The organism is Ottowia sp. VDI28 (assembly GCF_049532675.1).
GTDB lineage: Bacteria > Pseudomonadota > Gammaproteobacteria > Burkholderiales > Burkholderiaceae_C > Ottowia.
This window is the reverse complement of record NZ_CP149820.1, coordinates 3499221-3512697: the sequence shown is the minus strand read 5'-3', so window position 1 is coordinate 3512697 and position 13477 is coordinate 3499221. Positions and strand designations below refer to the sequence as shown.

At 63.0% G+C, this 13477-nt stretch carries 14 protein-coding genes; 13 read left to right on the top strand and 1 reads right to left on the bottom strand.

Annotated features, from left to right (window positions below; translation table 11 throughout):
* Positions 1 to 59: 59 nt before the first annotated feature.
* The 13 genes from WJU18_RS16595 to WJU18_RS16535 all read left to right on the top strand — a co-directional run bounded on the left by WJU18_RS16595 (position 60) and on the right by WJU18_RS16535 (position 12288).
* Positions 60 to 1037 carry a LysR family transcriptional regulator gene (locus tag WJU18_RS16595; RefSeq protein WP_423454004.1) on the top strand — a complete coding sequence of 326 codons (978 nt, stop codon included), beginning with the start codon at positions 60 to 62 and terminating at the stop codon, positions 1035 to 1037.
* Positions 1038 to 1155: 118 nt separating this feature from the next.
* The gene (locus tag WJU18_RS16590) at positions 1156 to 1647 is read left to right on the top strand and encodes a rhodanese-like domain-containing protein (protein WP_423454002.1); all 492 of its coding nucleotides are present in this window, start codon (positions 1156 to 1158) and stop codon (positions 1645 to 1647) included.
* A complete protein-coding gene (locus WJU18_RS16585; RefSeq protein WP_423454000.1) occupies positions 1644 to 2156 on the top strand; it encodes a hypothetical protein in 513 nt (170 codons plus the stop codon). The genes WJU18_RS16590 and WJU18_RS16585 overlap by 4 nt, the downstream gene beginning before the upstream one ends.
* Positions 2153 to 2752 (top strand): rhodanese-like domain-containing protein, encoded by a 600-nt coding sequence (locus WJU18_RS16580; RefSeq protein WP_423453998.1) that lies wholly within the window; start codon positions 2153 to 2155, stop codon positions 2750 to 2752. The genes WJU18_RS16585 and WJU18_RS16580 overlap by 4 nt, the downstream gene beginning before the upstream one ends.
* Positions 2753 to 2756: 4 nt before the next feature.
* Positions 2757 to 3158 carry a RidA family protein gene (locus tag WJU18_RS16575; protein ID WP_423453996.1) on the top strand — a complete coding sequence of 134 codons (402 nt, stop codon included), beginning with the start codon at positions 2757 to 2759 and terminating at the stop codon, positions 3156 to 3158.
* Between the two features lie 33 nt (positions 3159 to 3191).
* Positions 3192 to 4190 carry a Bug family tripartite tricarboxylate transporter substrate binding protein gene (locus WJU18_RS16570; RefSeq protein ID WP_423453994.1) on the top strand — a complete coding sequence of 333 codons (999 nt, stop codon included), beginning with the start codon at positions 3192 to 3194 and terminating at the stop codon, positions 4188 to 4190.
* Complete coding sequence (locus WJU18_RS16565) at positions 4187 to 4819, top strand: hypothetical protein (protein ID WP_423453992.1); 633 nt, start codon at positions 4187 to 4189, stop codon at positions 4817 to 4819. The genes WJU18_RS16570 and WJU18_RS16565 overlap by 4 nt, the downstream gene beginning before the upstream one ends.
* Before the next feature lie 101 nt (positions 4820 to 4920).
* The gene (locus WJU18_RS16560; protein WP_423453990.1) at positions 4921 to 5793 is read left to right on the top strand and encodes an alpha/beta fold hydrolase; all 873 of its coding nucleotides are present in this window, start codon (positions 4921 to 4923) and stop codon (positions 5791 to 5793) included.
* Between the two features lie 72 nt (positions 5794 to 5865).
* Positions 5866 to 7062 carry a cystathionine beta-lyase gene (metC, locus tag WJU18_RS16555; protein WP_423453988.1) on the top strand — a complete coding sequence of 399 codons (1197 nt, stop codon included), beginning with the start codon at positions 5866 to 5868 and terminating at the stop codon, positions 7060 to 7062.
* A gap of 202 nt (positions 7063 to 7264) precedes the next feature.
* Positions 7265 to 7846: a MarR family winged helix-turn-helix transcriptional regulator gene (locus WJU18_RS16550; RefSeq protein ID WP_423453986.1), complete on the top strand. Its 582-nt coding sequence runs from the start codon at positions 7265 to 7267 to the stop codon at positions 7844 to 7846.
* Positions 7843 to 9294, top strand: a complete 1452-nt coding sequence (locus tag WJU18_RS16545; protein ID WP_423453984.1) for an efflux transporter outer membrane subunit — start codon at positions 7843 to 7845, stop codon at positions 9292 to 9294. The genes WJU18_RS16550 and WJU18_RS16545 overlap by 4 nt, the downstream gene beginning before the upstream one ends.
* Before the next feature lie 35 nt (positions 9295 to 9329).
* A complete protein-coding gene (locus WJU18_RS16540) occupies positions 9330 to 10676 on the top strand; it encodes an efflux RND transporter periplasmic adaptor subunit (protein ID WP_423453982.1) in 1347 nt (448 codons plus the stop codon).
* Positions 10677 to 10725: 49 nt separating this feature from the next.
* A complete protein-coding gene (locus tag WJU18_RS16535) occupies positions 10726 to 12288 on the top strand; it encodes a DHA2 family efflux MFS transporter permease subunit (RefSeq protein WP_423453980.1) in 1563 nt (520 codons plus the stop codon).
* An 84-nt stretch (positions 12289 to 12372) separates the two neighbouring features.
* On the opposite strand, the gene mltB is transcribed toward WJU18_RS16535, so the two are convergent.
* A complete protein-coding gene (gene mltB, locus WJU18_RS16530) occupies positions 12373 to 13446 on the bottom strand; it encodes a lytic murein transglycosylase B (protein ID WP_423453978.1) in 1074 nt (357 codons plus the stop codon).
* Between the last annotated feature and the right edge of the window lie 31 nt (positions 13447 to 13477).

The window sequence follows — 13477 nt, the reverse complement described above, 5'->3', positions numbered from 1 at the left end:
GGTGGCGGTTTTCGAGGGTAAGCTCAGAACGCTTCCCATCGATTCAGCAAGCCGACACCATGCAGACTCCCTTTACGCCTGACTCGACCACGCTTCCGTTCAGGCTCAAACTGCGGCACATGGTTCTGCTGGATGCGCTAGGTGATTCACTTTCGCTGCGCAAGGCGGCCAACATGGCCAACCTGACGCAGCCAGCAGCGACGCGCGCTATCGCAGAATTGGAGTCCGCGTTCGGTGTTTTGCTTTTTGAGCGCTCACCGCGAGGCATGGCTCCCACGGTGTTCGGCGAAGCGCTGATCCGGCATGCCCGCCAGCTTCTGTTCGATGTTCAGCGCGCGCATGAGGAAATCCAGGCTTTGCGCTCAGGCTCCGATGGCTTGGTCAGGGTAGGGGTGTTGCTGTCTTCGGCCGTGAAGCTGCTGCCCATGGCCATCGGGGAGGTCAAGCGGCGGTACCCGCGTCTCAGGATTTCGCTGGAGCAGCTGTCCCAGCCTCCCTTGATTGCCCGGCTGAGGGACGGTAGCCTGGATGTCATTCTGTGCCGGTTGGTCACCGATGCCAGTGTGGCCGAGCATCTGGATCAGACGGTGCTGTTCGATGACGACTTTGTCCTGGTAGCCGCACGCACGCATCGCCTGGCCAAGGCGAAGGCCGTGGCCATCGGCGATCTCATCGATCAGCCATGGGTATTGCCGCACTCGAGCAGTGCGCTGTACGACCATGTTCGCGCCTTGTTCCTGACCCAGGCGGGCCGGCTGCCTTCCAACGTGGTGGAGTCCACGACTTCGTTGGTCACCAATCTCATGCTGATCGAGCGCTACGGCTACCTGAACTTCATGCAGAGAACGGTCGCGCAAACCTATGTACAGCGGGGCGTGCTGCGGGTGCTTCCCCTGTCGCTCGGCAGCCCCTTGGGGCCGCACGTGGTGGCTGTGCGCAAGGATTTGAGCCACCCTCCGGCGATGACGGCTTTTTTGGACGCGCTCAAGGAGATGGTGAAGCCGGAGGCCGCTCCGACCCGGGAGCAAATCCCATAAAGGCGGTGTGATCCATTTTTGGCATATGGATTTCAAAAAATAGCATTATGTTGAATCGGTGGAAGAGGCATAAGCTGCTCGGCATTCCTTTCGAACGAGCAGACTTTCTTCTACCGCCATGCCACCAAAGACCCTTGATGTGGACCAGCTTCCCGCCATGTTGCGCGACGGCGGGGAGATCGCGCTTCTGGACCTCCGGGAGGAGGGGGATTTCACTCAGGGGCATCTGCTGCTGGCGGCTTCGCTTCCCATCGGGCGGTTCGAGCTGGATCTGCCCTGGCGTGTGCCGTGCCGGGGCACGCGCATCGTGCTGGTGGGCGGTGGAAAAGCGCGTTCCAGCCAGGCGCTGAATCTGCTCGAATCCGCGGGCTATACGAATGTGTTCCTGCTCGACGTTTCGCCCTCCGAGTATGAGCGCGCGGGCCTTGGCTGGTTCAGCGGAAAGTATGTGCCCAGCAAGGCGTTTGGCGAAGTGGTGGAAACGGCCACGCAAACACCTCATATCGAGACAAAGGAGCTTCTGGCACTGAAGGGCAAAGGCGCCCAACTGCTGATGGTGGACAGCCGGACTCCGGAGGAGTTCGTGGATTTTCCCTGCCGGGCGCCATGAGTTGCCCGGGCGCGGAACTGCTGCTGCGCGTGCCTGAGCGCGTCGGTCCGGACAGCCTGGTGATCGTGAACTGCGCTGGCCGCACACGCAGCATCATTGGCGCGCAGTCTCTCATCAATGCCGGCTTGGAGTGCCCGGTGTTCGCGGTGGAAAACGGCACCATGGGATGGCACCTGGAGGGGCACGCACTGCAAAGAGGAAAGCTGGTGCGGTTGGAGCCGGATCCCTCATCCGAACGTCTTGAACGCAGCCGCGCGGCGGCCATGGGGCTCCTGGCGCGCACGGGCGGGAAACTCGTCAGTTGGGACCAACTGCAGGCGAGCCTCCGCGATGCAAGCGCTACCACGTATTTCTATGACGTCCGCCTACAGGCGGATTATGGGCAAGGCACCTATCCAGGCGCGCGCAACGCCCCTGGGGGGAATTGGTTCAGAGCACCGATTTTTTTGCCCCGGTCAGGCATGCGCGCATTGTGGTGGCCGATACGGATCTGGTCCAAGCGCCCATGACGGCGCACTGGCTGCGGCAGATGGGCTGGCAGGCTGATGTGCTGGATCCTGCTACGGCGCCTGATCTTGCGCCTTCTAAACCATCGAACCCGGAGTGGATTCGGGAGCCCGCCGGGGTGGCGCAAATGTCTGCGCCTGAGATGTGGACGGCGATGCAAGGCGACCCGGGCATTGCGGTCATCGATTGCTCCAGCAGCATCGCTTTCAGGAAGGCGCACATCGCCGGCGCCTGGTATTGCGCGCGTGCTTGCCTGGCGGATGGGCTCAAGGCCTTGCCGTCTCATGTGTCAACGCTCATTTTTACGGCCAACGAAGCGGCGCTGGCGCGCTTTGCCGCGGCGGATGCACTGGCGCTGGGGTGGCAGGTGCAGGTATTGGAAGGCGGCAACACAAGCTGGCGCAGTGCGGGTTTGCCGATGGAGAAGGGGGCCCATCGCCAACTGAGCCCGCCCAACGATGTCTGGTATTCCCCCTATGAGGTCGAGCCCGAACGGCAGGAAAGCGCCATGCGCGAGTACATCGATTGGGAGATCGGGCTGGCGTCGCGCCTTGCCCGGGAGCCAGGAGTCCATTTTCAAGTCCTGAGAGCCGAGTGACCGAATGACCGAGTACCCATTTCAATGCATCAATCCTCCCGAGCTCGGCAAGCCGCTCGGCCCCTACTCACAGGCCTTGATCGTGCCGGGCGGCAGGCAACTGCTGCAGCTTTCGGGCCAGACACCGTTGCGGGAAGACGGCTCGGTGCCTGAAGGCATGGAGGCGCAAGCCGATCTGGTCTGGAAGAGGATCGGCATCGTCTTGCGGGAGGCAGGGCTTGATTACATCAACATCTTTCGTGTGGTCACCTATCTGGTGAATGCGCAGGACGCGCCCGTTCACGCGAAGGTCCGTGCCAGATATCTCGGCAACGCCAGGCCGGCATCCACAGGCATTGTGGTTTCGCAGCTCTTCAATCCGGCCTATCGGCTCGAAGTGGACGTGATGGCCGCATGGCCAGCCTGATCTGATTCTCATACCTACTGGAAGCGAGAAGACATGAAGAATGGAAATGACCTTTTTGCCGGACGGCGTGCATGGTGCAGGCAGGTTTCGGCACTGGCGGCTGCCGCGGCCTTCATGCCGGGCGCACGTGCGCAGCCGGGTGCCCAGAAAGTGGTGAAGATCGTAGTGCCCACGGCACCGGGCGGCTCGGTGGATTCGAGCGCGCGCCTGCTCGCGGATGCGCTGAACAAAGTGCAAGGCGAACGCTTCATCGTCGAGAACCGCGCGGGTGCGGGTGGTGCGATCGGGGTCCAGTCGGTGGTCAAGAGCCCGCCCGACGGCCAGACCTTGGTGCTGGGGATCTCGGCGACCATCTCCGTGCAGCCCGCGGTGAATCCCAATCTTTCCTACAACCCCCTGAAGGACCTGGCGCCCATCGCGGTTTTCGCGCAAGGCGGTCTGGTGGTGGCGGTCGCGGCGAGCAGCCCTTGCCGCACGCTCAAGGATCTCGTGCCCCTTGCCAGGGAAAAGCAGGGGCTGACGTTTGGAACGGGCGGACAGGGCACCTTTGGCCACCTGACCGGGGAGGTTCTAAGGGCGGATCTAGGTGTTCCCATGCGTCACATTCCCTATCGGGGGTCGGCGCCGGCCGTGACCGATCTGATCGGTGGGCAGCTCGATTTCTGCGTGGTGGATGCGTTCTCCATGGCGCCCCATGTTCAGGCCGGCCGGGCGCGCGTGCTCGCCACGGCGGCGCCCGTGCGGCATCCCACGTTTCCGCAGGTGCCGACCTTGTCTGAATCCGGCGTTCCTTTTCAGCAGGGCACCTGGCTCGGGCTGTTTGCGCCGGCGGATACCCATCCAGAGGGGGTGAAGGGGTTGAGTAAGGCGATCGAAGGGCTTGTGGCTTCCGCGGATTTCCGCAAGCACCTGAATGCGCTCGGCTTCATTCCCATGTACCTGGGACCGCAGGACACACAGAAGCTGGTGACTTCCGATATCGAGGCGTGGAAGCGCATTGCGAAGGCGTCAAACGTGAAGGTGGACTCATGAAGGCCGCGGCAGGACAGCGTGTGCAACAGGGCATGGAACAAGGCGGGTCCGCCGTATCTGCCGCTGATCAGAGAGCCGCAGCGGTCGGCCGGACGATTGGGCAGGTCAGGGCGCTGGTATCGGACGGCCAGGATATCGGTATCGCCGCCGCGCAAAGCATCTGTGAGCTGATGGGGCAACTGGCTGCCGACGCGCCGCTATGGAGCAGCGATGATTTTCCTGTTCCGGAGGACAAGCTCTGGCAGGCCTACCAGTTGCACGAGGACCCGGACGGCTCCTACGCCATGTACGCGGTTGCCATGAAGCCTGGCCATCAGCAACCGCCTCACAACCACACGACATGGGCCGTGATCGCCGGTGTCAGAGGGCGTGAGCGCAACGCGCTCCATGTCCGGGAAGGAGAGGAGCCCCGCGCGCGTATCCGGCACCTGATGGACATCACTGTCGATCACGGCAAGGTGATTGCCATGGGAGCTGAAGACATTCACTCCATTGAGGTGCTCGGGCCTGGCGAGGCCCTGCATCTTCATCTTTATGGCAAAGGATTTGCCCACCTGAGCGACAGAAGGATCTTCGATCTCGAGTCGGGCGTCGGCAGACCGTTTCCGATCATTCAAGGTATCAAGTAATTTTTTGCTGTCGGGCCGCCCCAAAGCAAAAGCGTCCCTTGGGGGCAGCGCACTACGCGCGGCGAGGGAGCGTGGGGGCTATTTTTTAAATTGGAATGCATATGACTGACTCCATCATCAATCAGCACAGCGACGGGTTCGTACAGGCAGGAGCCTTGAAGTTGCACTACGAACAATGGGGAGACGGCCCACGGACGGTGGTCGCGTTGCATGGGACATCGCTTCATGGAAAAGTCTGGTACTGGCTTGCGCAAGCTCTGCCGCGGGAGTACCGCCTGATCGGCCTGGATCAACGCTCCCACGGAGATTCCGACCGTGCCAGCCCGGGCCAGTACACCGTGGATCACTACTGCGCCGATCTGGAAGCGTTCGCGGACAGCATGAAGCTGGATCGTTTCTCGATTGTCGGGTCATCCCTGGGGTCCCGCGTGGCCTTGCTGTATGCCGCCAGGCATCCGGAACGTGTGGAGTCGCTGGGGTTGCTCGATCTCAGCTTCGAGATGCCTACTGTGGCGTCGGAGCACATGGTGCACGCGCACATCACCAGGCCGCGCACGTTCGCGAGCTTCGAGGAAGCCGTGGCGTTCTCGAAAACGCTTCCGCAGCGCCTCCGTTTTACGGATGACATTCATCGTCGAACCCTGGAGGGGGATCTGCAACGGCATGCCGACGGAACATGGGAATGGCGCTATGAAAAAGATGCGGCCATTGAAACGCTGCGCTGCGCCGCGCGCGACATGTGGGATTCGGTGCGGGCGGTGCGCACCCCCACCACCATCCTGCGCGGAGCCGATAGCGACGTGTTGATTCCATCCACCGTGGAACGCTTGAAGAAGGAGTTCCGCGGCGTCCGGATCGTGGATGTCCCCAATGCCGGGCACTCGATCTGGGGCGACAACCCCGAGTTCACCGCTCAGGCCCTCGTGGACATGCTGGACTCGGTGAAAGCACCGGCCCAAACCGCCAGCGCTTGAAACCACAGGACATGACCCTCATGCCCATCGCCTCCCGAGGGGGCGTTTTTTCATCTTGGGAGTTGCCTGGCGATGAAAAAAACTCATAAAGATCTCCACCGGGCCACCGTGCTCACCCATGGGGGCCGCCCGGAGGGTGCCAGGGTAACCGTCAATCCTGTCGTGGCGCGGACAAGCACCGTGGTGTTCGACTCCATGGCCACTCTTCGGGAGGCGCTGGCAGGCCGTGCGCGCCATGAACGCGGACTGCTCTATGGCCGGAAGGGAAGCTCCACGGGAGATGCGCTGGAGGATGTGATCACCGCTTTGGAGGCTGGGGAGCGCACACGGCTGTTCAGTTCAGGCCTCGCCGCGATGACGTGTGCGATCCTGTCCGTGGTGCGGACGGGAGACCACATGCTGGTCATCGACTCCTGCTACGAGCCGGTGAGAAAGTTCTGTAGCCAGTACTTGGCGGGCATGGGCGTCACTCATGAGTTTTTCAAACCCGACTTGAGCGATCTCGCGGAAAAGCTGACACCGCAGACCCGGCTTGTCTGGGCTGAGTGCCCGGGTACGGCGCTTTTCGAGATGTGCGATCTGCCCGCTTTGGTCGAGATGGCACGCCGGCATGGCAACGTGACGGTCGCCGTGGACAACACATGGGCTTCAGGCCTGATGTATCGTCCGCTGGAACACGGGGCCGACATGTCGGTCATCGCGGGGACGAAATACCTCGTAGGGCATTCGGATGTCATGCTCGGGGCCGTGACCACGAGCGCGGCCGCCTGGCCCCGGCTTGAAGAGGTGGCGGATCTGATGGGTCACTCCGTCAGCCCCGATGATGCCTACCTCGCTCTCAGAGGCGCACGCACCATGGCAGTCCGGATGGAGCGGCAGCAGGAAAGCGCCTTGCGGCTTGCCAGGTGGCTGCAGCAGCACCCGTTGATTCGCCGCGTTTTCTGCCCCAGTCTTCCGGATGATCCAGGATATGCCATCTGGAGCCGGGATTTCGACGGCGGCAATGGGTTGCTCAGCATCGAGTTTATTGCGCGAGTGGATGGACCCATGGTGGACCGGTTCGTCGAATCGCTCCAATTGTTCAGCATCGGACACTCATGGGGCGGGTACGAGAGCCTGGCTTTGCCCATGCATCTGCCTTCCACACGCCATCTTCAAGGGCTGGATATCGGGGGGAATATCGTGCGATTGCACGTAGGGCTTGAGGATCCGCAGGATCTGATGCTCGATATTGAAGCTGCATTGAGCAGCCTTTCCGCCCTCGTTTGAAGCGGCTGCGCTCGACACCTGCGCCCATCCACGGGGGGCGGTTTGGCGAGGGGCCGTTCATGAAAAGGGGGAACGGCCTTGAATCTTTCAGGTGATCAAGGGAAAACCCTTGCGTAAACATTGCCTTTGAAAAGACTGCGTTGACAATGTTTGCGTAGGCAAATAAATTCGGCTCCTGCCATTTATTTCTGCCGGATTCCGCATGATCGCCCCCATACCGCCTCCTGCCCAGCCACAGGTTGGAGCATCGTCTGCTGCTGCCTCGCCCGAAGGGAAGGTGGCGGCCGGTGATGCGGGCGCATGCGGGCAGTTCTTCTGCGCCGAGAGCTATGCGCCGGAGGAAAGCCTCCTCTATCTGCTGCGCAAAGCCATGCTCGCTGTCGGCCAGGCGGTGAACGAGCAGACCGATCTGGGCGGAACGAGTGTTCCTCAGTGGGTGCCTTTGTACAAGGTGCACCTCGGCTATGCCAATACGGTTGCGGAGTTGGCTCGTCACTGCGCGCTGGATACGGGTGCCATGACGCGGCTGCTCGACCGGCTGGAGGCCAAGGGCCTGTGCCGCCGTGAACGCTCCGAGAGCGATCGGCGTGTGGTCCATATCAAGCTGACCCCTGAGGGAGTGGCCGCCGCCGAGCAGGTGCCGGTGGTGCTCAGCCGTGTCTACAACGAGACGCTGGAGGGGTTCAGCGATACCGAGTGGGAACAGTTTCTACATTTGCTCAAGCGTTTGATCGGCAATGCCGAGCGATTGAGCGGAAAGGCCGCCAAGGAGAGCGCCGAATGAAAACAACATTGACTGCATTGGCCGTGGCCGCACTTTTGTTGGCTGGCTGCGCCGACATGAAAAACATCGGTCCCACCGCGCAACTGCGCGATGCGGCCGAGTTCGGCCTGCCCGCCGCGGCGGCCAACACCGATACACAGGCGCTTGGCCCAGCCGCCGATTGGTGGACCGGCTTTGGTGATCCGCAACTTGACCGCCTGGTGGCCGACGCGCTGGCCGGCAATCCCAACCTGGGCGTGGCGGCGGCTCGCGTCGCCAAGGCGCAGGCGGGGGTGGCATTGGCCCGTTCGGCCGACCTGCCGCAAGTGAACGGCGCGCTGGATCTGAACCGGCAGAAATTCTCGTCCAACTACATCTACCCGGCACCGCTGGGCGGCTCGACCGTGAATATGGGCAACCTGCAGGCTAGCGCCAGCTGGGAGCTCGATTTCTTCGGAAAGCACAGTGGCGAACTGGCCGCTGCCGTAGGCCAGGTGCGGGCCGCGGAGGCCGAGCGGGACGCCGCCCGCGTGCTGTTGGCTTCCAATGTGACGCGCACTTATCTGCAATGGGCCCGGCTGCTCTCGCAGCGCGAGGTGGCCGAGCACACCCTCAAGCAGCGGCAGCAGATGCTGGTCCTGGTGCAGGATCGGGTCAAGGCGGGCCTGGACAATCAGCTCGAGGTGCGCCAGAACGAAACGGGCCGCGCCGATACTCGCACCAGCATTGCGGCGTTGAATCAACAGATCGATGCCAGCCGCAACGCCTTGGCGGCGCTGCTGGGCCGCGCCGGCTTGCCGGAGGGGATTTCGCCGCCTCAGCTTGCCCGGTTCAAGGCGATGGCTGTCCCGTCGGAGCTTTCAGCGGATTGGCTTGGCCGCCGTGCCGATATCGTCGCGGCCCGCTGGCGTGTGGAATCGGCGCGCGGGGAAGTGCAGGTAGCGCGTGCGCAGTTTTACCCGAACATCAACCTGACGGCCTTCGTGGGCTTTCAGAGCCTTGGCTTCGACAACATGTTGAAGTCAGGGAGCGCGCAGTGGGGCGTCGGTCCGGCGATCAGGCTGCCGATCTTCGAGGGCGGACGCCTGCGAGCCAACCTGCGCGGCAAGAGCGCCGACGTGGACGCCGCCATCGAGAGCTACAACGCCACTGTCATCGATGCCATGCGCGATGCAGCGGACCAATCGCAGGGCGTACAGGCTATTGCCCTGCAGCAGCGCGAGCAGGCCGTGGCTTTGCGTGCGGCGGAAGGCGCCTATGACATTGCGCAACAGCGCTACAAGGCCGGGCTGGGCACGTATCTCCACGTGCTGTCGGCAGAGACCGCCGTGCTGGCGCAGCGCCGCCAGCAGGTCGATCTGGCCGCGCAAGCCTTGCTCGGCCAGGTCGGCCTCGCCCAGGCGATGGGTGGCGGCTGGCAGCCCAGCCCCGAACAGGCCGTGGTGCAAAGCCAGGCCAAAGCGTACTGAACTCATTCAAAAAACAATTTTCCAAGGACCTTTTCATGGCCGACAACAACAATACGGCGTCCGCTGATACGGCATCAATGGCTTCTCAAGGAGCCAAGGCCTCCGGCGGCATGAATCCCAAGCGCAAGCGCGCGCTGATCACCGTGGCCAGTGTCGTGGTACTGGGCGGCCTGGCCTGGGGCGTTTACGACTGGATGGTGCTGAGCCATTTCGAGGCTACCGACAACGCCTATGTGCAAGGCAACGTGATCCAGATCACGCCTCAGGTCGGCGGCACTGTCACAGCCATCCTGGCAGACGAAACCGACCGCGTCCAGGCCGGCCAGCCGCTGATCAAGCTCGATCCGCAGGACGCCAATGTCGCCTTGACTCAGGCAGAAGCGGCGCTGGGCCAGGCGGTTCGCCAAGTGCGCACGCTGTATGTGAACAATGCCTCGCTGGGCGCACAGATCAAGCTGCGTGAGGCCGATGTGGCCAAAGTGCGCTCGCAGTTGGCGACCGCGCAACAGGATCTGAAGCGCCGTCAGGGTCTGGAGGCCGGCGGCGCGGTATCGGGCGAGGAGTTGAGTCACGCCACCGCGCAGGTCACGGCGGCGCAGAGCGCGCTCCAGGGGGCGGAGGCCGCGGTGGCGGCTGCGCGCGAACAGCTCACCAGCAACCGCGCATTGACCGACGGCACTCCGGTGGAGCAACACCCCAGCGTGCTGGCTGCCGCCGGCAAGGTGCGTGAAGCCTGGATTGCGGCGCACCGCATGGCCCTGCCGGCACCGGTGAGCGGGTATGTCAGCAAGCGCAGCGTGCAGTTGGGCCAGCGTGTGGCGCCCGGCGCACCGCTGATGACGGTGGTGCCGCTCGATCAATTGTGGGTTGATGCCAACTTCAAGGAAAACCAGCTGCGCAATATCCGCGTAGGCCAGCCCGTGAAATTGACTGCCGACGTCTATGGCAGCAAGGTGGTCTACGAGGGCAAGGTCACCGGCCTGGGTATCTCCACCGGCTCGGCTTCGGCGCTGCTCCCGGCGCAGAACGCCACGGGCAACTGGATCAAGGTGGTGCAGCGCGTGCCGGTGCGGATCGCGCTGGATGAAAAGCAGGTGAAAGAGCATCCCTTGCGTGTTGGTCTCTCGATGGATGTCGAGGTGGACGTGGCTGAAAAAGGCGGTTTGTCCCTGGCGGACGCGGTGCGTTCGGAGCCGCTGGCGCAGACCCAGGTCTACGCGCAGGCGGATGAGGGTGCCAGCGAACTGGTGAACAAGATCATCGCCCAGAACATGGGAAAGCCGATCCCCGCCGCCCTTGAAGGAGAGGCGCCGGCGGCGGGGCCGCAGACGCTGCGCCCGGAGCAGCATGTGCGGGCAGCCTCAGCGCGCAAGGCAGGCTAAGCATCGTCCTTTGCGCACGCTTCTTCCGTCATCTGCTTTCTAGGCTTTCATGAGTTCCTCCTCAGCCCCTGGGGTGCATCCACCGCTCACCGGCAGCGCCCGCGTGCTTGGCACGCTGGCGCTGTCGGCGGCCACGTTCATGAACGTGCTGGATACCTCGATTGCCAACGTCTCGTTGCCGGCGATTGCCGGTGATCTTGGCGTGAGCCCGGTGCAAGGCACCTGGGTCATTACCAGTTTCGCGGTGGCCAACGCCATCTCCGTGCCCCTGACCGGCTGGCTCACGCAGCGCATCGGCCAGGTGCGCCTGTTCATGGCCAGCGTGCTGTTGTTTGTGATCAGCTCCTGGCTGTGTGGCCTGGCCCCGAGCATGACGCTGCTGATCGCTTTCCGCGCGCTGCAGGGTTTCGTGGCGGGGCCGCTGATTCCGCTGTCGCAAACCCTGCTGCTGTCGAGCTATCCGCCCGCCAAGGCCGGATTGGCGATGGCCATGTGGTCCATCACCACGCTGGTGGCGCCCATCATGGGGCCGCTCCTGGGCGGCTGGATCACCGACAACATGAGCTGGCCGTGGATCTTCTACATCAACGTACCGGTCGGCTTGCTGGCGGCGGCAGCCACCTGGAGCCTCTATCGCCAGCGTGAGTCGGTCATCAAGAAGGTGCCCATCGACTCCGTGGGCCTGGCCCTGCTGGTGCTCTGGGTGGGCGCATTGCAGCTGATGCTCGACAAGGGCAAGGAGCTCGACTGGTTCCACTCTGGAGAAATCATCGCCATTACCGTGGTCGCAGTGGTGGGCTTTGTCTTCTTCCTGGTCTGGGAGTTGACCGAAGAGCACCCGGTGGTGGATCTTTCGCTCTTCAAGGAGCGGAACTTCTGGTCATCAGTACTGGCCACCGCCGTGGGGTATGGCCTGTTCTTTGCCAACGTGGTCATTTTGCCGCTGTGGCTGCAGCAGTTCATGGGCTACACGGCGACACAGGCGGGCATGATCATGGCGCCGGTCGGCTTGTTTGCCATTGTCCTGTCGCCCATGGTGGGCCTGACGTTGAGCAAGGTCGATCCGAGAAAGTACGCCACATTCGCGTTCCTCGTGTTCGCCCTGGTGCTGTGGATGCGTTCCCGGTTTACCACGCAGACCGATTTCAACACCATCATGATTCCGACCCTGATCCAGGGCGTGGCCATGGCGTTCTTCTTCATTCCGCTGGTCACCATTACGCTTTCGGGATTGCACCCGTCGCGTATTCCGGCGGCCTCGGGTCTGTCGAACTTCATGCGGATCACGGCGGGGGCGATCGGGACCTCGGTGTCGACCACCATGTGGGAAAACCGCGCAGCGCTGCATCACGCCAATCTGGCTGAAAACATCAATACTGGCAGCCAGACCGCCATGAACACCATCGAGGGCCTGCAGAAAAGCGGCATGAGCCACGAACAGGCGTTGGGCTTCATCAACAACCTGCTGACGCAGCAAGCCTACATGCTGTCCACGCAGGAGATCTTCTACGGTTCAGCCCTGCTGTTTCTGCTGCTGATTCCGCTGGTCTGGCTGGCCAAGAGGCCCAAGGCGAGCGCCGGAGGTGCGGAAGCCGCCGCAGGCGCCCACTGACCTGGGACCGCCAAGCTCCAGCTTGGCATCGCCCCTTTTCGCACGCCGTAATGCCGAGCTGGAGCTCGGCGGTCCCGGGAGTGCTCAGCGCGCTGCCATGACCTCGCGCCCCAGCTCGATCACGGCCATGGCGTAGTAGCTGCTCCAGTTGTAGCGCGTGATGACGTAGAAGTTTTCCGTACCCGCCACATAGGAAGGCTCGGCGGCGCCGTTCTGCAGCTCGATCAGCGCGAGCGGGCCGTTGTGGGCCAGGGCTTCGCCGCGCAGGATGGCGCCTTTGGAGACGAAACTGTCCACCGTGAACGAAGGCAGAATGTCCGGCGCGAGCAGGGCGGGCGTATCGGCTTCCGGTGAAAGGAACACCGAGAAGTGCGTGGGCATGCCGGGGCGCCAGCCGAAACCCTTGAAGTAGCTGGCCACCGAGCCGATGGCGTCAGCCGTGCTGTTCCATAGATCGATCCGGTCGTCGCCGTCGAAATCAATGGCATATTTGACCCAGCTCGAAGGCATGAATTGCGGCATGCCCATGGCGCCGGCATAACTGCCCAGCGGCGTGGCCGGATCCATGCCCGTGCGCTCGCACAGACTGAGAAACTGCTCCAACTCGCCCTGGAAAAATGCTTGCCGGGCCTGGGCGCGAGGGTGCTGCGGCGGAAAATCGAAGGTCAGCGTGGCCAGTGCGTCGATGACGCGGAAGCTGCCCATGTTCTGGCCATAGATGGTTTCCACGCCAATGATGCCGACAATGATCTCCGGCGGGACGCCGAACTGCTCCTGCGCGCGCGCCAGTGTGGCCTCGTTGGCGTTCCAGAAGCGTACGCCGGCCCGGATGCGCACCGGGTCTATGAAGCGGCTCCTGTAGACCGCCCAGTTCTTGGCCGTACCACGCGGTGGCGGCAGCATCAGCCGCGGAATGGAGCGGATATAGAGGGCTTGGCCAATGGCATTGCGTACCCACTGGCGGTCCAGGCCGCGCCGATCGGCGAGGTCGTCGGCAAAGCGCATGGCGTCTTCGCGCAGAAGGTAGGGCTGGTCAAGGTCTTCGCTTTCCTTGGCGCGGGCGTTTCGCGGTTGCCGCTTGCTGGCGAAGGCGGGGACACCGCTGCCGGCGGTCAGCAGAGTGGCGAAGGTGGACAGAAGAAGAGGGCGTCGATGCATGCAGAGAAATAGGGGCTTGGAACGTCAATAC

Bases quoted from the DNA above. Each gene is read 5' to 3' on its own strand.
- mltB (WP_423453978.1), bottom strand. From the start codon at position 13,446: ATGCATCGACGCCCTCTTCTTCTGTCCACCTTCGCCACTCTGCTGACC.
- WJU18_RS16545 (WP_423453984.1), top strand. From the start codon at position 7,843: ATGAAAACAACATTGACTGCATTGGCCGTGGCCGCACTTTTGTTGGCT.
- WJU18_RS16590 (WP_423454002.1), top strand. From the start codon at position 1,156: ATGCCACCAAAGACCCTTGATGTGGACCAGCTTCCCGCCATGTTGCGC.
- WJU18_RS16580 (WP_423453998.1), top strand. From the start codon at position 2,153: ATGACGGCGCACTGGCTGCGGCAGATGGGCTGGCAGGCTGATGTGCTG.
- metC (WP_423453988.1), top strand. From the start codon at position 5,866: ATGAAAAAAACTCATAAAGATCTCCACCGGGCCACCGTGCTCACCCAT.
- WJU18_RS16565 (WP_423453992.1), top strand. From the start codon at position 4,187: ATGAAGGCCGCGGCAGGACAGCGTGTGCAACAGGGCATGGAACAAGGC.
- WJU18_RS16550 (WP_423453986.1), top strand. From the start codon at position 7,265: ATGATCGCCCCCATACCGCCTCCTGCCCAGCCACAGGTTGGAGCATCG.
- WJU18_RS16570 (WP_423453994.1), top strand. From the start codon at position 3,192: ATGAAGAATGGAAATGACCTTTTTGCCGGACGGCGTGCATGGTGCAGG.
- WJU18_RS16595 (WP_423454004.1), top strand. From the start codon at position 60: ATGCAGACTCCCTTTACGCCTGACTCGACCACGCTTCCGTTCAGGCTC.
- WJU18_RS16560 (WP_423453990.1), top strand. From the start codon at position 4,921: ATGACTGACTCCATCATCAATCAGCACAGCGACGGGTTCGTACAGGCA.
- WJU18_RS16540 (WP_423453982.1), top strand. From the start codon at position 9,330: ATGGCCGACAACAACAATACGGCGTCCGCTGATACGGCATCAATGGCT.
- WJU18_RS16535 (WP_423453980.1), top strand. From the start codon at position 10,726: ATGAGTTCCTCCTCAGCCCCTGGGGTGCATCCACCGCTCACCGGCAGC.
- WJU18_RS16575 (WP_423453996.1), top strand. From the start codon at position 2,757: ATGACCGAGTACCCATTTCAATGCATCAATCCTCCCGAGCTCGGCAAG.
- WJU18_RS16585 (WP_423454000.1), top strand. From the start codon at position 1,644: ATGAGTTGCCCGGGCGCGGAACTGCTGCTGCGCGTGCCTGAGCGCGTC.